Below are 20786 nucleotides of genomic sequence, written 5' to 3'. Positions count from 1 at the left end.
GGCAATCTTGAGAGCAAGCCCCATACATATCGGGTCTACCCCGCCGGTAAAAGGGCCGCAGCCCGGCGACGCACCGTTTAGGCCGCGATTTTGCCGCGGTGGTGGTGCAAACCCGCCGGAAGTAAGCGGCTGTTGGTAATTTGTCCGCATATTCAATCAGATTCAGCTAGATCTTGAGCCATTTCACTGATTCGGGGCGAACAACCGCCGTGACCTCCTTTCCTCGTGCCGCCTGGCGATCCGCAGGTCTGGTCGTGAGCCTGATGGCAGGGCTCTCGGTCGGCTGCGTCGCCCTCGCCAAGTCCAACGAGACGCCCGTAGACGGGCCCAAGGAACCAGCGAAGCAAGCTGCCAAGGACACCGCAAAAGGATCCGCCAAGGACACATCCAAGGGAACCGGCAAGGACGCAACGAAGGGCGCGAGCAAGGGGGCGGCTGGCGCCCAGACCAATGACGCAGCAAAGAAGCCGGCCAAGGAGGCAGGGAAGGATGCTGGCAAGAACGGGGGCAAGGATTCCGGCAAGGACAAGCCGAAGCCAGCGGCCGCAGCCCCCGGGCCAAAATCAGCCAACAGTGCGCCGCCCAAGACTGCCCCCGCCCCGGCGGTGACCGCCACCATCCGGCCGACCGCCCCGGCCCCGGCAAAACCCATCGCAGCTCCCGTGCTCGCGCCGGCAACCCGCCAGCACGCCGCACCGCGCAAGCCGGTCACGCCAGCCGCGGTCGCCGCGACCTCGTCGACGTCGCAGGCCGACAAGGACACGCTGGAGAACGTCATCGAGCTCGTCCGCAAGCGCAAGCCGGGCGATGCCACCAATTATGCAGCCTCGATCTCGGATCCCGTTGCCCGCAAGCTTGCGGAATGGATCATCCTGCGCAGCGAGGACAATGGCGCGACCGTCGAGCGCTACCGCGCCTTCCTCTCGGCCAATCCGAGCTGGCCGTCGCAGACCTTCCTGCGCCGCCGCCTCGAAGCGGCAATGTGGGACGACAGGCGCGACGATTCCGTCGCGTGGTCGTGGTTCGAGAACGAGTCCCCGGTGTCCGCCAAGGGCCGCTTCACGCTCGCCAAGGCGATGCTGGCACGCGGCGACCGCGCCAATGCCGAGCGGCTGGTGCGAGAGGCCTGGCGCAGCGATCCGATGTCGGAGGACACCGAGAACAATGCGCTCGACCAGTTCGGTGCCCTGCTGACGGCGGGCGACCAGAAGGCGCGAATGGACACCCTGCTCTACGGCAGCGAGAACGAGGCCGCGCTGCGCGCCGCGAGGCGCCTCGGCGCCGGCTATGTCGCGCTGGCCAGGGCCCGCATCGCCTCCGTCAAGAAGGCGCCGAACGCGCGGGCATTGCTCGAGGCGGTGCCGCACGAGCTGCACAACGATCCCGGCTTCCTCTTCAGCAAGATCCAGCTGCTGCGCCGCGAGGAGAAGTTCACTGAGGCCGCCCAGCTGATGCTGTCGGCGCCGAAGGATCCGAACCGGCTCTACAATCTCGACGAATGGTGGATCGAGCGGCGCCTTTTGGCACGCAAGATGATCGACACCGAGGAATTCCGCAGCGCCTATCTGATCGCGCGAGATGCCGCCCTGCCCTCGCGCGACATCTACAAGACCGAGCAGGAATTCACCGCGGGCTGGATCGCGCTGCGCTTCCTCAACGACCCCACGACGGCCGCGCAGCACTTCGCCCGCATCGGCGTCGGCAGCGTCAACCCGACCACGCTGGCGCGCGCCGGCTACTGGCAGGGCCGCGCTGCGGAAGCTGCGGGCCGTCAGCAGGAGGCGCGCAACGCCTACGCGCGGGCAGCAGAGCAATCCACGAGCTATTACGGTCAGCTCGCGCGCGCAAAACTCGGCCTGCCGCAGATCGAGCTCAACAGCCAGCCGCGCGGGCGCGGCGCCGAACGATTGGAGATCGTGCGTGCGGCCCAGTTGCTCTACGAGCTCGACGAGCGCGAGATGGCGGTGCCGATGCTCGCCGACATGGGCGAGAACGGCGATCCCGAGGCGCTTGCCGGCCTCGGCGAGCTGACCCAGCGCTACGGCGACGCGCGCGGCATGCTGCTGGTCGGCAAGGCCGCGCTCAACCGCGGCCTGCCGTTCGACTTCTATGCCTACCCCGTCAACGGCATCCCGCAGTTCACCCCGATCGGCCCCGAGGTCGAGCGCAGCATCATCTATGCGATCGCGCGGCAGGAGAGCGCGTTCAACCCGTCAGTGGTCTCGCCGGCGCAGGCCTACGGGCTGATGCAGGTGACGCCGGACGCCGCCCGCTACGTCTGCAAGCGGCATGGCGCGACCTACGATCTGGGGCGGCTGAAGAACGATTCGGTCTACAATGCCACGCTCGGTTCGGCCGAGCTCGGCGGGCTGCTCGAGGATTATCGCGGCTCGTACATCATGACCTTTGCCGCCTACAATGCCGGCCGCGGCAGCGTGAAGAAGTGGATCGACCGCTACGGCGATCCGCGCGACCCCAAGGTCGACGCGGTCGACTGGGTCGAGCTGATCCCCTTCTCCGAGACCCGCAACTACGTGCAGCGGATCATGGAGAACCTTCAGGTCTACCGCGCCCGGTTCGGCGGCGGCACGCGACTACAGATCGAGGCCGATTTGCGCCGCGGCACCGGCAGCGTGGAATAGAGACGGCCCTACTCTGAGTCGCTGCCGGGAGGAGCGGGCGACCATAGGAGGCGGCCCGCAAGTGGTCCACGCTTATTTCGCCATCGCCGCCCGCGCCGCTTCGATCTTGGCCTTCACCGCGTCTAGATTGAAGCTTGCCCCCCTCTGCATCGGCGGAAACTCGATCGCCGTCATGGCCAGTTTCTCGACCTCCTGCTGAACGAACACGAAGCGCCAGAATTCATATTTGAACCAGTCGAAGTATTGCTGCGCGCCAAATTTGGTCCCGCTATCGGGCCAGCCCGTCCGCTCGAACGGATCGAGGCGAAGGTTGATCAGGTAGGGAACGTCAACCTTGGTCTTTTCGCCCAGCCATCCCCCGGGCTGGTCGATGAAGCGATACTTGAAGTCGTCGATGCGCACGGCTCCCAGCTCGCTCTCGCCGAAGTACCAGATTTCGTGCCGCTTCGAGGGCCCTTTGCCGGTGATCATGTCCATCTGATTGTAACCGTCCAGATGGCACTTGTAGGTGCGGTCCACGATGTGTTTGCCCTTCTTCAGCTCCTCGACAATGTTCGGGTTGCCGGCTGCGGCTAGCAAGGTCGGGAACCAGTCCAGCCCGGAGATGATGCCGTTCTCAACCTTGCCGGCCGGCACCTTGCCCGGCCAGCGGATCATGGCCGGCGCGCGGAAGCCACCCTCCATGACCGTGCCTTTGCTCTGCGCAAAAGGCGTCTGTCCGCCATCGGGCCAGGTGAAGACCTCTGTGCCGTTGTCGGTAGTGAAGATTACAATGGTGTTGTCATCCACGCCCATGTCCTTGAGCTTCTGCATGACGATGCCGACATCGTCGTCGAGCTGCGCCATGCCCGCTTCATGAATCGTCCAGCCGTTCTTGGAATTGCGCATCGCCTGGTATTTTGGCGACAGGTGCGTGACGATGTGCATGCGGGTTGGATTGAGCCACAGGAAGAACGGCTTGTTGTCGGCCTTGGCCTTTTCAATGAACTTCAAGGCAAGGTCCCGGATTTCGTCGTCCACGGTTTCCATCCGCTTCGGATAGAGCGTGCCTGCGTCCTCGATCCTTTGCTTGCCCACCTTGCCCCAGCGCGGATCCACGGTGGCATCATCGACATCGGTCGCCCACGAGTGGACCATGTTGCGCGGACCGACGACGTTCAACAGGTCCTGCGGATAACCGGGGTGGGCCGGATCTTCCATCGCATCGAGGTGATACAGGTAGCCGAAGAATTCATCGAAGCCATGCACCGTCGGCAGAAACTCGTTTTTATCGCCAAGGTGATTCTTGCCGAACTGGCCGGTGGCGTAGCCCATTCCTTTCAGCGCCGTCGCAATGGTCACGGCCTCCGCCGGCAAGCCGGTGGGAGCGCCGGCCTGGCCGACTGTGGTCATGCCGGTCCGGATCGGCAGCTCGCCGGTGATGAAGTTGGCGCGACCCGCCGTGCAACTCGCCTCGGCGTAGTAATCGGTGAACAGCATGCCTTCGGCGGCGATCTTGTCGAGGTTTGGCGTCCGCCCGGCCATCATCCCGCGGTGGTAGGCGCCGATATTCCAGATGCCGATATCGTCTCCCATGATGACGACGATGTTCGGCCGCTGGCCGGCCGCGGCTGGCGCCGGTGCCGGTTGCTGCGCTTGTACCGGGCTCGTCAATCCGACGGCCGAGAGCGCCGAAGCGGCGACGAGAGAACTACCACTCAACAAGAGATCGCGGCGCTTCAATTCTCCGCCGCTTGGTCTCGTGCTCATCTCAGGCTTTTCCGGAATCCTATCTGTACTCATGACGTGATCCTCTTCCTGGTGATGCACCTGAAGCCGAGATGGCTTGCTGAGGTGTCGATCGGCTCGGCATGACGCGCGGCCGGACGATAGCGGCGGCAGTAGTTGGGAGCGCAAAGATGCGAGCCGCCTTTGAGCACCTTGCGCGGAATCCTGAGGGTCGGCTGACAAGAATCGTAGCTCGCGCCCTCGGGCCCACCGCGAGGATTTTGCGGAATGCAGCAGGATTTCGGGGCGTCGGCTTCGTGCTTCTGCGAATACCAATCGGCTGTCCATTCCCAGACATTGCCGATCATGTCGTGCAGGCCGTAACCGTTGGCCGGGAATGCGGTGACGGGCGAAGTGCGTTCGAAGCCATCGGCCGCAAGGTTCTGGTGCGGGAAATTGCCCTGCCAGGTGTTTGCCATATGCCTGCCGCCGGGGAATTGCTCGTCACCCCAGGCGAATTCCGCGCCGTCCAGTCCGCCGCGTGCGGCGAATTCCCATTCGGCCTCGGTCGGCAATTCCTTGCCGGCCCATTTGGCATAGGCTTCGACGTCGCGGTAGGCGACGTGGACGACCGGGTGGTCGTCGAGCCCGCTGATATTGCTGCGCGGACCATAGGGGCGGCGCCAGTTGGCGCCGAATTTGAACCTCCACCATTGCGCCCAGTTGCGCAGGTCCACAGCCCGCTTGGGCGGCGTGAAGACCAGTGAGCCGGCCTTGAGCATGTGCGGCAGAGCGCCCGGATAGTCCTTCGCATCAGGTGTAATTTCGGCGAAAGTGACGTAACCGGTTGCGTTCACGAATTTGCGGAATTGGCGGTTGGTGACCGGCGTGCGATCCATCCAGAATCCGTCAACGGTAACGCGGTGGGCTGGCGCTTCCTCCGGATAATGTCGATCCGAGCCCATTCGAAACGTGCCGCCCGGCACGTAAAGCATCCCCTCGGCTGCTGGATCTTCGAACGATTGTCCGGAGCCAGACAACGACTTCGTATCAGCCAGATTCATGACGCCCCCGGCCCGTGCATCAGCGGCCTGCGTTGCTTCACACCGCGCGACGAGTTGCTTCGGTTGTTATGCGCTTTTCGATAGTGGGGTCTTTGACCAACCGTGAGGCGTACAGAAGCGAGGCGCCACTCCTCTGGGTTGATCCAGATCAAAGGTCCGTTTCGGATCAAGCAGACGCGCGGAGAGGCTGGGACCTGAGCCCTAGCGAGCAAAGGTCACGGAAGCGGGGGCGCTGGCTCGGCTGACAAAGTCGGGTCGGAAGCCCGTTCGCCAAAACAAAACCCCCGGCAGTTTCCTGCCGAGGGCCTTGGAGGTTAGGTCGTTAAACCGACTTACCAGTTGCGCTGAGCGCGGAGGAGCAGGGTGAACGTGTCCTGATCCCTCAGCTCGTACGCCGCGGCCGGCTTGGCCGGGATGGCGATAGTCGCGGGGTTGAACACGACACCCGCCATCTTTTGGTCGAGATGGCTCCAAGTGAAATCAGCCGAGAAGGTCAGGTTCTTCACAGGCGTCCAGCGGGTGATGATACCGACGTTGCTCAGGTTGAAGTCGGGGTTACAGCTCGTGAGACCCGGGGTAGCTCCGAAGATACCGCCACCGATCCCGAGAGGACCGCAAATCGCGGCCTTGCCAAGCGAGCCATACTGCGCCGCAGCCCAGGCACCGTAAATCGCGGTGTTCCAGTAGGGATCCCAGTTGTGGGTGTAAGCACCGCGGAAGCCCCAGGTCTTGATGGTTTCCTGGCTGCTACCGTTGATATACACCGTGTCCGGTGCGGTCGCGAAGCCGACGCTCTGGTAGGCCACCCCCGAGCTACCGAACATCGCGAACGTGCTGCCCGAGAGGTTCTGGAAGTTGTAGCGGGTCGCACCGTCGGTGTAGACACCCTGGATGTTGATCACGTCACCCGCACCGGTCGGGATGTTCTTGATCGACAGAGCGAGCTGAGCCGCCCAACCCCACTTGTCGTCGGGGTGACCGGTCAGTTCGGTCCCACCATAGTAACCAACGTGGTTGTCCTTCGCGGCAATCGACGCCTGGAACAGACCCCAAGCCTGATCGACACGAACCATAGCGACGAGGTTCGGCGAGCGCGAGCCACCGATGGAGCCGGTACCGAACGAACCGGAGAAGAAGCCGACCACGCTCCCGCCGCTCAGGTTGAGGTTACCAGCCTGATAGTACTGGGTGGCATCTTCCGCCGAGAACGCCGCCGTCACGCCCTGACCGAAGTCAGCGGTGTAGGAGAACTGGTTGACACCAGTGACCGTGCCGCTGCCGCCGGCGAGGCCGTCGAAGTTGTTGCCCGGATAGTTGGTCCAGGGGGCGTCGAACTGCGACACTGCCTTACCCATCGTGAAGCCGGCGAACTGGATGAAGGCGTAGTACACGCCGAGCGAACCAGCCGAGGTGTTGCCGTCGGTGCCGTTCACCGAGCCACCACCCGAGCCGAAGAGCGCCGTGTTGCCGTTGCCGAGGACAAGGGTGCCGCTGTAGGCGGTTCCACCGAATGCGCTGTTGGTGCCGACGAAGTTGCCGGTCGTCCAGGAGAACACGCCGTCGAAGAACGTGCGGACCACGCCGTACTCGGTCGCGGTGCGCGTGTCGATGTTGAGGTCTTCACGAGCGCGAGCGGTGTAGTAGTTCGTCAGACGGTTGCGTGCACCGTTGGCGCCCTGGGTCGAGATGTTATACTGGCCGTTGATATCCGAGTTGGTGTTCAACGCGACTTCAGCGCGCAGATAACCACCCAGCTTGATGCAGGTATCGGTGCCCGGGATGTAGTAGAAACCCGCACCGTACAGGGAGCAGATCTTCACGTATTCGACCGCCTTGGCCTTCACGGGGAGATCGGCTGCCTGCGCTCCGCCCACGGCGATCAGACCCGCCGCTGAGCCGAGCAAAAGGCTCTTAACCAACTTCATGTTAAACCTCCAAGTTGCTCTTCAGGGATGGTCACTGACCCGTACGGCCAATTCCCCAACCCGCTCTAAATCACCGCTGTTGGTCCCTTCGCGCCTTCGGACACACCCGCATGAACGCGAGGGACTTAAGCGATCCGAGAACTCGGAGAGCTGAGGTTCAGAAAATTCAGTAAGTTACTGGATTGCCATCACTATCGGGATGCCTGTAAGTACAAGGCACCGTACAAATGGCACTGCTGATGGCTGGACTGACACGAACTTCTACGGGCGCCTACGTGGCCCGGAAAGTGATCCCCAAGGACATTCGAGTTGAGTACGCAGCGAGGTTTGGCAACGCCTGGGAAGAGAAGTTCCGCCTGGAAAAAGGCGCCTCAGATCATGAAGCTCGAGCGCGTTTCGGGGAGTGGTTGGCCGACATCGAGACGCGCATTGGCAGCCTCAGAGCTGCCAAAAAGAACGGCCCCCAACCACTGACCCGCCAAAACGCCTACGCATTAGCAGGCAGGTGGTACGCTTGGTTCGTCGCGCGACACGAACGTGACCTTCGCACGCCAGCTCATTGGAGGACCTTGACCGAAATCCTAGTCTGGAACGTGATCCGCCCACATGCGCCGGATGACTACGAAGAGCGCCCAATGGATGATCCACATTGGGATTGGCAGTTCGATCCGCAGGTCAGAGAAGAAGTCCGCCCCGCCATCGCTGCTGAAGCCCAGACTGCTGCCTTCCTTTTGGAACAGGGCCTCAGCTTGACGCCAGATGCCACCAATCTTTTCTTGGACGCCGTTAGCGACAACCTACTGCCGGCATTCCAGCGGTTGGAAGCAATGGCCCGTGGCGACTACTCGCCGGATGTCCATCAGCAGGGGTTTCCCCAATTTGCAGAGCTCGGGGGAAGTACTCCTGTCAAGGCGATGGAATTGTTCGAGGCTTGGACGAAAGCTGTGCAGCCGGCGGAAGGAACGGTCTACCGATGGACCACCGTGTTCAAGGAAGCTGATCGACATTTTCTCGACGTCAGAAACATCAGCTTTGAAAAAGCCAAGACGTGGATGAACGGCCTGGTCAATGAAAATCGGTCGGCCGGAACCGTTGCAGCCGCATGGCGGACAGCCCTGAAGACGGTCTTTGGTTGGGGTGTCGCAGAAAAGATGATCGACAACAATCCGTTTCCAGAGGTGCGCATCAGTGTGCCTCGGAAGAATACCGAGCGCGAAACGAAAGCCTTCGATGACGCCGAGATCAAGATTATCTTGGGGGCCGCGCTACGCTGCGACGACACCAAGTCCTACCGAGAACGCGCGTTTCGGTGGGTCCCTTGGATTTGCGCTTATACTGGTGCCCGCGCTGGCGAGATTACGCAACTGCGGGCGAGCGACATTCAGCAGCGCAATGGAATGCACTTCGCTAAGCTGACACCATCCGCCGGTAAAATAAAAACACGGAAGGCTCGGACGGTACCACTTAATCAGCACCTTATCGCACAGGGATTTCTCGATTTCGTCGAGCGAGCCCAAGGCGGGCCACTCTTTTACCCAAGAAAGCAGCGTCCGGTCGCAAAGGTCGAAGATGGACCTCGTCAGAGCCCCGCTGAGCGCATGAGGTCTCAGGTTGGCACTTGGGTCCGCTCCCTCGGCATAACCGATCCAGAGATTAGCCCCAATCACGCATGGCGGCACACGTTCAAGGCCATGGCAGCTCGCGCAGGCATTGATGAACGTTACAGCGACGCAATCACCGGGCATTCGCCGGCGACAATAGGACGAGCATACACGAAACCGCTGCCGGAAGACCTCGCCGAAGCCGTGAAGAAATTCCCAATGTACAAGGTGGACTGAAGTCACCTCTGGGACCAACTCAATGCGCTACTCGGGAGTTAATCACCGCCAAGTAGGCCGCTGCCGCGTTGCTGCAAGCAGTTCGGCTATAATGCCAGTGCAACTTGAGAACCCTCGGAGCACGGTGCTCACGGGGGGAACGTTACAAGAGAAAGAACACTACGTTGTTGAAAAACGCACTTTCCGCCGCCCCGGAGACGGAGGCATCTAATGGAGACGAGCTGCGCGATGCTACTTTCGCTTCCCTTGAGGGGCACGCGGGCACCGAAGCGGCGCAGGCTCTCACTGAAGTCGTTAACGAACAGGTGCTGAAACAGTTAGCCCACACAGAGTTTTTCGGGGAGCCCAAGACGCACCGCAAGAAGCTCAAGCCCGCCATCGCGGCTTTCCTAGCTGATTTGTTGAGCGCTGACGGTAAATGGGTTTATCGGTCACTTAAGAAAGACGGCTTCACGGGAGCGCCAGTCGGGGCCCGCGTGTTTATTCCGCTCCAAGATACAATGCGGTTGCTAGGTCTTGTAGAGCACCGTGAAGGAGTTGCTGAAAGCTGGTTCCGTTTTGACGAAGACGGGCCGCCATTGGCCTCGCGGCGGAGGGCCTCGCGCTATCGTCCTACCAAGAAGCTCATAGCGCTGGCGGGCGAACACGGAATTAGCTTCGAGAACTCGCTAGATCACTTCCACTACGGCTTGCCGAAGCAGCCGCTTCAGAAACGCGCCGCGAGCACATGGGATGCTGGCCGCAAGGTCCAAGGCCGCCGACTGAAGTTCGAGCACACGGACCTGTCCCTAAAGCTGGAAGCGGACGTGCGGCAGCTGAATGAATTTCTCGCAAAGCAGACCTTCGGCGGTGGCTGCATACATCACGGCTATGTCCGCATCTTCCAGAACGGCAGCGCCGCAGACTTCAATTGGGATCAGGGCGGACGTTTGTATAGTCAACCGGCAGACAGAAACTATCAACAGCAGGGCGGCGAGAAGCGCCTTGAGATGACCATCAATGGGTCGCCGGTCGTCGAAATTGATCTGCGAGCAAGCTATCTAACTATCTTTTACGCTTGGCACGGCGTGCAACTCGATAGGAAACAGGACCCTTACGTTATTCCCGGTATAGGCGAGGAGGCGCGCGCCGTTGTGAAGCTCTGGGTGGCCGCGACCTTCGGCAGCACTGGGCCGCTGCGCAAGTGGCCTACAGTCATTCTGAAGGATTACGAGCTAGAGCACGGCCATCCTCTGGACACCAATCGGTACCCTCCGGTCCAGCTAGGTAAGGTGATAATCAAGCACCACCCAATTCTCGGCCAGTGGGGCCAGCCGCTAAAGGATGGCCGGGTCCGCACTTGGGCTGATCTTATGTTTGATGAGAGCCGCGTTATCGTCGCTGCGATGCAAGGGTTAATGCGGGATGGCGTCCCGAGCCTAGCGGTGCATGATAGCCTGATTGTGCCTGAAGAGCATGAGCGCCGGGGCGCAATGGCGTTGATGGGCGCTTTCGGTGGGCATTTCCGCATCGGCCATATCCCCGTCAGTCCTAGCCTCAAAATCAGCAGCAGGCAGGGAGAGCACCTGTTCGTGCCTTGATGCCCTTCGCTTAACGTCCCTCAGACCTACAGCGCCCTGTTAGCCCTATATGAGAGATAGAGGAGATGGCTACTGGTAGAATACACCACAGCACACATCGCCTATAACAGAGAACGAATTTGGCTGCGACCCGCCCACCGGGCCGAATAGCAGGCTTGACTAGGATCGCCCGCCGTATCTGTGCAAACGGCTGATGGCCTAGTCTTGGGCTGTACAGGGCATCCCGGCAAATGCCCCTGTAGGACTCTAGGAAGCCCGTGGGGGCCTTTGACACAATGCCCAGGCGGGGCACCGCGGCTAGCTATTAGCCCCCTAGAGGACTCCGCTGAGTCTCCTAGAGGCATCGGCGCCAGAGTGCCCTCGCGGTGCCCGTCGTTCCTATTGCAGGGCCTGTGGGCCCCACACGGTACTTCTGGCAGAGCACGCCGCCCGTTTCAGCCGAACAAGGGCCCTTGGCTTTAGCAGGCTGCGGACACGTCAATGCCGCCAAGGGACGCCGCCGCCTACTACGCTGAAGGGTCCGCGCGGGAGCTGATTGCCTGGGGGCTATTGGCGCCACAGCGCTTAGGAGCGTGTGGGTGACAGGACGGACAACGCTCGCGTGCTTGCAGCCACACGATGGGAACCGTAAGCATAGGCGCAGGTGGGGGGACGCGCATGATTTTGTACGAAATTCAAACCGGCATCACCGTTGAGAACGGTCGGATACTCAAAATCCCGGAGGGCTGGCTCATCGGCCCAGACAATTTGGTGAAGCGGGACCGCTACGCGGAATGGTCGTGCAGCTGCACCAAGTTCGCCAATCTCGGCCTGTGCTCGCATGTCGTTGCCGTCGCGGCGACGGAAGATGAACGCATCAAAGCGATAGGCGAACAGTTCATGCGCGACTGGCTGGCCTTGGCGACTGTGGCTGTCAGGATGAAGGCAGCGCTGGCGGGAAACCAAGCGCCTGTCCGGTCCAACTCCGCAGACAGTATCGGTAGCGATTAAGACGGCTTGACCGCCTCGCCTCGGTCGAGGCACGCCGAGCTTGGCGGTTGGGAGTGCGGGCCCGGAGGGCGATCCGCGTTGATTTAACTCAAGGGCATGCCTTGAGCCCGGCTCACGATCCCGAGGTGAACAAGCCGCCCAACGAGAGACCTCCTGACAAGGATGAGCTCCTGCCCTCGCGCGACGAGGAGATACGGCGGATCACTCAACAATACATACGAGACCTACGAGACATCATGCGGAAACTTCGCCAAAAGCTGAATTGATGCCGTTGACAGGCCGCCACAGGGCGCGGTTTGGCCATATGGGAGACCGTAAAACAAGGAGAAGACCAGGCGCCAATTTCCCCCGTTGACGCAACCACCGCTTGGTTGGGGAAGCGGAAGATGGGTCGCCGGGACTTCTGAAAGTATGGCCGGCGACCCCTGTTGGTCACTCCCAATGCCCCTGCCTAAAGACAGCAGGCGTGACCCCCATTGCAGTCAAAGGTACGACAGTACAGGAGGGCTCATCAAGGCCGCAGTGCCGGCTAATTTACTGTGGTATGGTGATCCTCGCAGGGAAACCATGAAAGACATGATTGAACACCTCGCGACGTTGCGCGAGCAGATTGTAAAGTGCGAGCAGCTACGGGATGCCGCGAGGCCGGGAATAAAGCGAGCGGCTTTCGAGCGGGTGGTTGCCCATTACAAGCTTCTCGCGGACGAACTAGAAAATGCAATCGCGCAAGCTAGGGCCGAGCAAAAGTAGGGCTAGCAACCTTCGATTAAATAGACGCATTGTTCCGCCATCACCGGCTTGTCCGTAGGTGTCGGTGGCTGAGTGCGCGTTCCAGCCGATCGTGATCACCGATTCCAGGCCATCGTGATCACCCATTCCAGAGCATCGTGATCACCGTTTCCAGCCGATCGTGATCGCTATTTCCAGCGATCATGATCGGGGACAACCAGGAGGCGCCCACCGCTGACAGTCTGCAACCGGGGTAGCTCGGTCTTTTGCCCAACCGCAGAGGATCGAGATGCCGACAGAGAGACTGTCCATGCGCCACATTCGCGAAGTTCTACGCCTGCACTACAGCGTCGGCATGTCGCAACGCGCCGTTGCCCGCAGCCTCGGTCTGGCCCAGGGCACGGTCAGTAAGTACGTCAACCGAGCCCGCCGCGCCGGTCTGACCTGGCCGTTGCCAACGGAGCTCGATGACGACGTCCAGCTCGAGAACCGCCTGTTTCCGCCGCCTTCCGATCGGCCCAGCGACGAGCGTCCGCATCCGGACTGGGCGCTCGTGCATCGCGAGCTGCGGCGCCCGAACGTCACGCTGATGCTGTTGTGGGAGGAGTATTGCGACGCAAACTCCGACAGCTTCAGCTATGCGTGGTTCTGCGAACGCTATAAGGAATGGGCCGGCCGCCTCAAGCCGACCCTGCGCCAGGTCCATGTCGCCGGCGAGAAGCTGTTCGTCGACTATTCCGGCCACACCATGGAGGTAGTTGACGGGCTCACCGGTGAGGTGCGCAGCGCGCAGATCTTCGTCGCCGTGCTCGGCGCCTCGAACTACACCTACGCCGAGGCCAGCCTCACCCAGAGCCTGCCGGACTGGATCGCCTCGCACGTGCGGGCCTTTGCCTTTTTCGGCGGTGTGGCCCGGCAGACGGTGAGCGACAATTTGAAGGCCGGCATCACCCGGGCCTGCTTTCACGAGCCGATGGTCAACCGGACCTATGCCGATCTCGCCCGCCATTACCGCACCGCCATCGTCCCGGCGCGGCCGTATCGGCCGCGCGACAAAGCCAAGGTCGAGGTCGGGGTCCAAATCGTCGGGCGATGGATTCTGGCGCGTCTGCGCAACCGCCGCTTCTTCTCGCTCGCCGCCCTCAACGAGGCGATCCACAGCCTCCTTGTCGAGCTGAACGATCGACCTCTCCGGAGCTGGGGGCGAAGTCGGCGCGATCTGTTCGAAGAGTTCGATCATCAGGCGCTCACCCCCTTGCCGGATGAACCGTACGAGTATGCCGAGTGGAAGCGCTGCCGGGTCAACCTCGATTATCACGTCGAGATCGCCAAGCATTACTACAGCGTCCCTCACAACCTCTTGCATCAGGAGGTCGAGGCTCGCATCACCCAAAAGACCGTCGAGATCTTCCTCCGTGGCAAGCGCGTGGCCTCGCATCTGCGCAGCACCTTGCCGCATCGCCCGACCACGATTGCCGAGCATATGCCGAGTTCGCATCGCCGCTATCGTGACTGGACCCATGAGCGTATTCGTTCCGAAGCCGCCAAGGTCGGCCCCGACGCCGACACCCTGATCGACGTCATCCTGCGGTCGCGGCCGCATCCGGAACAGGGCTTCCGCTCCGCGATCGGCATTCTCGGGCTGGTCAAGCGCTACGGCCAGGAACGCGTCGACGCCGCCTGCGCCCGGGCCCTGCTGCTCAACGCCCGCTCGTACAAAACGGTCGCCGCCATCCTCAAGAACGGCACCGACAGAACCGCGCCTCCCGCCGAGGAGGCGCCCATCCTCTTCCACGCCAACATCCGTGGCCGCAGCTACTACAATTGATCAGGAGAGATCAGCATGCTTATTCACCCCACCGTCGATCGCTTGCGCGCCCTCGGCCTCGCCGCCATGGCCGATACCCTCACTGAACTGCAGAACAACCCCGAGGCGGCCGAGATGCCGCACGCCGATTGGCTCGGCCTCCTCGTCGATCGCGAGGTCACCGCCCGCGACAACCGCCGCCTCACGCGCCGCTTGACCAGTGCCAAGCTCCGGCAAGCCGCCGCCATTGAGAACGTCGACTATCGCACCGCTCGCGGCCTTGACCGTTCGCTCTTCCAAACCCTCGCCACCTGCCAATGGATCCGTGAGGCCAACCACCTGGTCATCGTCGGCCCAACCGGCACCGGCAAGTCCTGGCTTGCCTGTGCGCTCGGCAACAAGGCCTGCCGCGACGGCTTCTCCGTCCTCTACAAGCGAACATCCCGCCTGTTCGCCGATCTCGCCCAGGCGCGCGGCGAAGGCCGTCTGGCGCGCCTGATCGCCGCGCTCGAGCGCGTCAATCTCCTCATCCTTGACGACTGGGGACCCGAACCGCTCACCGCCGACCAGCGCCGCGATCTGCTCGAGATTGTCGATGATCGCTACGACAAGGGATCCTTGTTGATCACAAGTCAGGTCCCCGTGTCGCAATGGCACGACGTCATTGCCGATCCCACCCTTGGCGATGCGATATTGGACCGCATCATTCACAATGCGCACCGCCTCGAGCTCAAAGGCGACAGTCTACGGCGTCAGGCTGGCGAAAAGAAAAAACCGTGAGCACCTCGCGCACGATCGCCCCGCCGGCCCACAGGCCCCTCCCGCGCGCGTCGCTCCGTCGCTCATGGGGGCACTCCGCGCCGCGCACGGGGCCCTCCCATGGACCGCCGGAACGATCTCCGAACCAACCCGCCAGCCTTGACCAGGAGACCATTTCCAGCACACATAAACCCGTCAGTCGTGTTCGCCTCCGCATCTGATCACGATCGCTGGAATCCGTGATCACCATCGCCTGGAACACCTGATCACCATCCCTGGAATGCGCAGGCTGAGAGACCGAGAGCGCTCCCGCCTGCAAATTCACTATTGAGTCCGGGCCTGTCGGGGCTCCACACGGTACTCTTGGCGAAGCACACCGCCCGCTTCAACCGAGCAGAGGCCGAAGGCTTTAGCCCGAGCTTTTTGAAGGCGGGGCCCCGGCAACGACAGGCCGAGGGGCCCCACCGGGAGCCGGAGTCCCTTTAGCTGCCGATTAGCTGGACGGCAGCGCCAGGGAGGGAGCCCATGATCTTCCGCATAGACTCAGCCCCCCTTGCCTTCCAGAGCGCGATAGACCGACGCGCGGCCGATACCTAGAGCCTTCGCAATGGCGGATGCTCCATTGCCTTCTGCGTGCATCGCCTTCACCTTGGCGACATCCACCGAGGGCTTGCGGCCCTTGTAGACGCCACGGGCCTTCGCGTCCGCTATGCCTTCCAGTTGGCGCTCGCGCCGTAGGTTGGTCTCGAACTCAGCAAATACACCGAGCATGTCGAGGAAGCATTTTCCCGCCGCTGTGCTCGTATCGATGGGCTGCTCTGTGGCTCGCAGGGAAGCGCCACGGGCCTTCACAGTGCGCACGATGTCTTGGAGATCACCGATGCTGCGCGCCAGCCGGTCAATGCGCGTGACCATCAACACGTCCCCAGCTCGAAGGAAGTCGAGTACCGTGCCAAGCTCCTCGCGGCCTACGGTGGTGGTGCCGCTGCGCTTCTCAGACCGGATCAGGTCGCAGCCTGCCGCACGCAACGTGTTCTCTTGGACATCAAGGTGCTGATCGGTCGTGCTCACACGGGCGTACCCGATGATGGTCATATTCAATCCTATCTCATTAGGGTCTAGACCATGAGACATTGATGTCTCTAAATAGAAAAGTCAACCCTATTGAGACAACATTTCTGTCTCAAGCAATTGTCTCGGCAGGGTAGACCGCAATGAAACTCTTCTGGCAGCAGCAAAACCCCCGGCAGTTTTCTGGCGAGGGCATTGGACGTCAGGTCGTTAGATCAAACTACTGGCTAGCTAGTTGCGCTGAGTGCGGAGGAGCGTCGCGACCGGCTTGGCCGGGACCAGAGCAGCCGGTCCTGTCGCGCGTGCAACATTGCTTAGGACTTCACCAAGCGCCCAGTGGATCAAAGCAATCTACGTCTTTCGATTTCCACCAGCTGAGCGTGCCCAGCGAGGGCTGCGTCGTAATCACTATACAAACGGCGCACAGTGCTTTTCCCCTCCTCGCAAAAGGTCGTTGCGAATAATCGCGGCGCATGATCCATCGCTGCGGACCGGCCACTTTCATCACAGCCCAGGAACCTCGTTGAAACTTGCACAAGCCCGATCACGTCCAATCGCAAATGAACAGTGGTGGGGTTCGCCTCAATCCACGCCCGCACGGTCCTCTGCGCTTCTATGTCGTTACCCATATAGATCGGGCGCTTGCCTTCCAAGATATAGAAGCCAAAGGGGAAGATGATCATGTGACCCCATCCAGAGAGCGCTCAAGCTACTACATCAGCTCTATCGATGTAACGTCCGCCTCCCCCATCCTACTTGATAGCAGTACTTACGGCGTCCCTGCTCTTGCCAAATGGCCGAACTCTCTGAGGGCCTTTGGCGTGCTCTTGCTTGAGCTATTCCTTTGAACGATTGATGGACGAATGTACGCGCAACGCTTCGGCAATCAACCGGGACCATTTTGGTCCTCGGCAATGGTCACGACGATATTCCACTGCGGAACGGCCAGCTTCAAGGCGCTCGCCCAGACTAGACTGAACCTCCGAAATCAACAAATTCGATCTAGATCTGTCCAACCACCTCCGGCCGCCGCGGGCGGTCAGACGGACCGCGAGCCATAGCTTCGTCATCTGAAAAACAAAGAACCCCCGGCAGTTTCCTGCCGAGGGCCTTGGAGGTCAGGTCGTAAGACCGAACTTACCAGTTGCGCTGAGCGCGGAGGAGCATCGTGTAGCTGTCCTGATCCTTCAGCTCGTAGAACGCGGCCGGCTTGGCGACCGTGAAGTTGGCGCCGGTAGGAACGACGCCGGCATACTTCTGGTCGACATGGGTCCAGTTGAACTCGCCCGAGAACGTAAGGTTCTTGACCGGGGTCCAGCGGGTGATCAAGCCGACCTGACCGATGTTGAAGTCAGGATTGCACGAGGTCAGGCCTGGAACTGCCGAGAAGACGCCACCCGGGCCGCAGAGGAAGTTCTTGGCACCGCTGCCGAACTGAGCCTGGGCGTAAGCACCGTAAATCGCGGTGTTCCAGTAGGCATCCCAGTTGTGCGTGTAGGCACCACGGAAGCCCCAGGTCTTGATGGTTTCCTGGTTGCTACCGTTCACATACACAGTGTCCGGAGCTTGAACTGCCGCGACGCTCTGATAGGCAATGCTCGAGCCGCCGTACATAAGGTACGTGCTACCGGCGAGGTTCTGGAAGTTGTAGCGGGTGGCACCGTCGGTGTAGACACCCTGGATGTTGATCACGTCACCCGCACCGGTCGGGATGTTTTTGATCGACAGAGCGAGTTGAGCCGCCCAGCCCCACTTGTCGCCGGGGTGGCCGGTCAGTTCGGTCGCGCCGTAGTAGGCAACGTGGTTGTCATGCGCAGCCACCGACGCCTGGAAGAGACCCCAAGCCTGGTCGACACGAACCATAGCGACGAGGTTCGGCGAACGGGTGCCGCCGATGGCGTTGGCACCAATCGCACCAGTGGTCAGACCAGCGATAGCACCAGCACCAGAAGCAGCCAGGGAGCTAAGGTTGAGGTTGCCAGCATCGTAATAGGCCGCCCTATCTTCAGCCGAGAACGCCGCCGTCACGCCCTGACCGAAGTCAGCGGTGTAGCTGAACTGGTTGACACCCGTGACCGTGCCGCTGCCGCCGACGAGACTGTCGATGTTGTTGCCGGGATAGTTGGTCCAGGGCGCGTCGAACTGCGATATTGCCTTACCCATCGTGAAGCCGGCGAACTGGATGAAGGCGTAGTACACGCCGACCGAACCGCCCGAGGTGCCGCCGTCCGTCGGGTTGATCGACGAACCAACGAGGGCCGGCGTCGCGCCAGCGTTGTTGAGGGCCAGCGTGCTGGTATAGGCGGTGCCGCCGAACGCGGAGCCGGTGCCCTGATAGCCGCCGGTCGTCCAGGAGAACGTCGCATCGAAGAAGGTGCGGACGACGCCGTACTCGGTCGCGGTGCGCGTGTCGATGTTGAGGTCTTCACGAGCGCGCGCGGTGTAGTAGTTGCTCAGGCGGTTGTGCGCACCAGCCGGAGAGCCGTTTTGAATACCGTACATGCTGTTGGTATTCAGGGCGACTTCAGCGCGCAGATAACCACCCAGCTTGATGCAGGTGTCGGTGCCCGGGATGTAATAGAAACCCGCACCGTAGAGCGAGCAGATCTTCACGTATTCGACCGCCTTGGCCTTTACGGGAAGATCAGCCGCTTGTGCCCCGCCGACGGCGAGCAGTGTCGCCGCAGAACCGAGCAAAAGGCCCTTGAACTTCATGTTAAACCTCCAAGTTGAGGCCCCGTACAAATCATCGTACAAAGCCGTTTGAGCTACCCGCGAAAAGACGTTGAAGATCAACGCATCCTCGTAACGATGGTCTACTTAAGCGAAAGACCTAAACGGGACGACCTCGGGATGCCCCCCTCCGTCGCTCAGTCACAATTACCGAACGTCCTTGCACACACAACAACAGAACGCTCCGAAACGGGCCTATGAAGCTTGTTTTCCGACGGGTGTTGCACAAATAACACGCAGATGTGATCGCGACGCCCGTGTAAGCCTCTGTTTACGTTAGATTTTTCGAGACGGTTCCGCTTGCCCCGAAAATTCCCCACTTAAGGAGCGCCGGCCAACGCACTCCTCTCCACAGGCGCTGGCATGAGCGAATCGTGGAATCAGAAAGGAGACTCAAAGGATGAGTCATGGCTTGATTCCGCGGCTCTTTTTCTGATCCAGGTCTTCCCGCGTGCGCGCGCAAAGTGGCGCTCGGCCGCGGCGTGCTCTTGGCGTCCGCCTAAGGATCGGGCCAGCAACTAACCAGGCGGATCTGGAGGAAACACAGTCAGGCGCCCACGCCCGCAATTTTTGAAAATTCATCGATGATTCAGTGGCTTGCATGAGAAGAAACGCATTCATCCGGGAAAAATATCCTTGCTAAGGGACGGAAGGCGCTTCCAGCACCAGGTCCGTTCTCGCGGCACCAAGTTGGCGCCCCGGGAAGAGATCGGCTTGTTTCGAAAATCGCTGGGAATATTCGAGCGCAATCACGCGCTTACAAATTGACCGGCCCAACTAATTAGAGGCATAAGGCTCGCACCGGAGAGGTGGCCGAGTGGCTGAAGGCAACGCTTTGCTAAAGCGTCATACGGTCTCAAGCTGTATCGAGGGTTCGAATCCCTCCCTCTCCGCCACGCGCCAGCAGATTCAAGGTGTCTGGGTTCTTTCACCTGAAAGCGACCGCCGAATGGCTGCGTGGGACCCCAAATCAGCGACGCCGGGCTCAGCGCCGATTCGCGATGACCTTATATATGTGCGTGTCCGCACCTAGCGCTCGGACCGCCAGATGCGCCAATGCGACGGCGAAATCAGCACCGGCTCGTTGGCCCAGACGTTGAACCAGACGCCGGACCTGCGGCGGGCCGGAAAGGTCCAGGGCACGATGCCTGTCTTGTTCGGCCGTGCGAGTTCCAGATCGCAGTCGTCGGGCGCGATCTGAATCGGCAGCCATTGTCGATTGGTGTCGTGGGTGTCCATGCCGCGGAGATTCTTAAGTGGCGGCACGACCAAAGATTTGATCCAGCGCAACAGGTCCGCCGTGAAAACGCCGGGTCGGATGCGATTCTCAGTTCAAAGCGGTTTCGCGCGTAGTTGATACGGGCTCGCGCAAGGACCGGTATCCAACCGACCGAGAGCCCCGGTCCGGTTCCATCGGACCGGAAACGGCTCTAGTGGGCGGAAAGCCAGGCCCTTGCCTCGCGCTGCGCGGCCGAGATCTCGGCATCCGACATCTGCCCGGCAACTTCCTGGCGGAGCGCCACGGCGTCCTTGCGGCCCTTCAGGGCAGCGAGGTTGAACCATTTGTGCGCGGCGACGAGATCAACGAGGCCGGAGCGGCCGCTCGCCCAATAGATTCCGCGCTCGAACAGCACGTCCGACAGCGCGCTGGCGTCGATCGGCGTCGCCGTCTCCAGATCGAAAGTACCCTGAAACATAACGCATCCCCTTTTTCTTGTGCCGCCTCGCTCCCCTGAGCGCGGCTCCCGTCCAACTCCGATGTGCATGGTCCCCTCTGGGATCGTGCACTGTTCAACTCTCCCCACGCCGCTTGCCGGCTTGTTGGAAGCGATGATGGCGGGCAAATTTGAATGGCAGTTTAAGTATCGCGATGAAGCAGACGTAAACGCGCGTGCGCGCCCCTGTACGCAAAATTCAAAAAGTCCCTGCTTTCCAGGCACT

Annotated in this window: 15 protein-coding genes and 1 tRNA gene; 8 read left to right on the top strand and 8 right to left on the bottom strand. The window is 61.3% G+C overall.

Annotated elements, in window-relative coordinates:
* The first annotated feature begins 263 nt into the window (after positions 1-263).
* The gene (locus ACRQ5Q_RS19395) at positions 264-2642 is read left to right on the top strand and encodes a transglycosylase SLT domain-containing protein (RefSeq protein ID WP_439399834.1); all 2379 of its coding nucleotides are present in this window, start codon (positions 264-266) and stop codon (positions 2640-2642) included.
* 72 nt (positions 2643-2714) lie between these two features.
* Here the strand turns inward: ACRQ5Q_RS19395 and ACRQ5Q_RS19390 are convergent, their stop codons facing one another.
* The 3 genes from ACRQ5Q_RS19390 to ACRQ5Q_RS19380 form a co-directional block, all read right to left on the bottom strand.
* Positions 2715-4424 carry an arylsulfatase gene (locus ACRQ5Q_RS19390; protein ID WP_439375623.1) on the bottom strand — a complete coding sequence of 570 codons (1710 nt, stop codon included), beginning with the start codon at positions 4422-4424 and terminating at the stop codon, positions 2715-2717.
* Complete coding sequence (locus tag ACRQ5Q_RS19385) at positions 4421-5413, bottom strand: formylglycine-generating enzyme family protein (protein ID WP_439399521.1); 993 nt, start codon at positions 5411-5413, stop codon at positions 4421-4423. Before ACRQ5Q_RS19385 ends, ACRQ5Q_RS19390 begins: the two co-directional genes overlap by 4 nt.
* A 332-nt stretch (positions 5414-5745) precedes the next feature.
* A complete protein-coding gene (locus ACRQ5Q_RS19380; protein WP_439368587.1) occupies positions 5746-7338 on the bottom strand; it encodes a porin in 1593 nt (530 codons plus the stop codon).
* Positions 7339-7565: 227 nt separating this feature from the next.
* Here ACRQ5Q_RS19380 and ACRQ5Q_RS19375 point away from each other — a divergent pair, with 227 nt between their 5' ends.
* The 6 genes from ACRQ5Q_RS19375 to istB all read left to right on the top strand — a co-directional run bounded on the left by ACRQ5Q_RS19375 (position 7566) and on the right by istB (position 15062).
* Positions 7566-9176 carry a tyrosine-type recombinase/integrase gene (locus tag ACRQ5Q_RS19375; protein WP_439399519.1) on the top strand — a complete coding sequence of 537 codons (1611 nt, stop codon included), beginning with the start codon at positions 7566-7568 and terminating at the stop codon, positions 9174-9176.
* A gap of 167 nt (positions 9177-9343) precedes the next feature.
* Positions 9344-10756, top strand: coding sequence for a hypothetical protein (locus tag ACRQ5Q_RS19370; protein ID WP_439399517.1), 1413 nt, complete (start codon positions 9344-9346; stop codon positions 10754-10756).
* Between the two features lie 657 nt (positions 10757-11413).
* Positions 11414-11746, top strand: coding sequence for an SWIM zinc finger family protein (locus ACRQ5Q_RS19365; protein ID WP_439399515.1), 333 nt, complete (start codon positions 11414-11416; stop codon positions 11744-11746).
* A gap of 567 nt (positions 11747-12313) precedes the next feature.
* Positions 12314-12496 (top strand): hypothetical protein, encoded by a 183-nt coding sequence (locus ACRQ5Q_RS19360; protein WP_439399514.1) that lies wholly within the window; start codon positions 12314-12316, stop codon positions 12494-12496.
* A 268-nt stretch (positions 12497-12764) separates the two neighbouring features.
* Complete coding sequence (gene istA / locus ACRQ5Q_RS19355) at positions 12765-14303, top strand: IS21 family transposase (RefSeq protein WP_439392910.1); 1539 nt, start codon at positions 12765-12767, stop codon at positions 14301-14303.
* A 15-nt stretch (positions 14304-14318) separates the two neighbouring features.
* Positions 14319-15062, top strand: coding sequence for an IS21-like element helper ATPase IstB (gene istB / locus ACRQ5Q_RS19350; protein WP_439392912.1), 744 nt, complete (start codon positions 14319-14321; stop codon positions 15060-15062).
* A gap of 522 nt (positions 15063-15584) precedes the next feature.
* Here istB and ACRQ5Q_RS19345 read toward each other — a convergent pair.
* The 3 genes from ACRQ5Q_RS19345 to ACRQ5Q_RS19335 all read right to left on the bottom strand — a co-directional run bounded on the left by ACRQ5Q_RS19345 (position 15585) and on the right by ACRQ5Q_RS19335 (position 18827).
* The gene (locus ACRQ5Q_RS19345; RefSeq protein WP_439399833.1) at positions 15585-16136 is read right to left on the bottom strand and encodes a recombinase family protein; all 552 of its coding nucleotides are present in this window, start codon (positions 16134-16136) and stop codon (positions 15585-15587) included.
* 317 nt (positions 16137-16453) lie between these two features.
* Positions 16454-16795: a hypothetical protein gene (locus ACRQ5Q_RS19340; protein ID WP_439399512.1), complete on the bottom strand. Its 342-nt coding sequence runs from the start codon at positions 16793-16795 to the stop codon at positions 16454-16456.
* A gap of 454 nt (positions 16796-17249) precedes the next feature.
* Entirely contained in the window at positions 17250-18827 is a 1578-nt protein-coding gene (locus ACRQ5Q_RS19335; RefSeq protein ID WP_439399510.1) for a porin, read from the bottom strand.
* Between the two features lie 821 nt (positions 18828-19648).
* Here ACRQ5Q_RS19335 and ACRQ5Q_RS19330 point away from each other — a divergent pair.
* A tRNA-Ser gene (locus tag ACRQ5Q_RS19330) sits at positions 19649-19741 on the top strand.
* Between the two features lie 133 nt (positions 19742-19874).
* Here ACRQ5Q_RS19330 and ACRQ5Q_RS19325 read toward each other — a convergent pair.
* Together ACRQ5Q_RS19325 and ACRQ5Q_RS19320 are read right to left on the bottom strand one after the other, a co-directional pair.
* Complete coding sequence (locus ACRQ5Q_RS19325) at positions 19875-20084, bottom strand: hypothetical protein (RefSeq protein ID WP_439368588.1); 210 nt, start codon at positions 20082-20084, stop codon at positions 19875-19877.
* Between the two features lie 191 nt (positions 20085-20275).
* The gene (locus ACRQ5Q_RS19320; protein ID WP_439368589.1) at positions 20276-20542 is read right to left on the bottom strand and encodes a hypothetical protein; all 267 of its coding nucleotides are present in this window, start codon (positions 20540-20542) and stop codon (positions 20276-20278) included.
* Positions 20543-20786: the final 244 nt, after the last annotated feature.

Origin of the sequence: Bradyrhizobium sp. PMVTL-01 (assembly GCF_051861855.1) — a bacterium.
Taxonomy (GTDB): Bacteria; Pseudomonadota; Alphaproteobacteria; order Rhizobiales; family Xanthobacteraceae; genus Bradyrhizobium.
The sequence above is the reverse complement of the archived record's forward strand: the minus strand, read 5'-3'. Positions and strand labels throughout refer to the sequence as shown.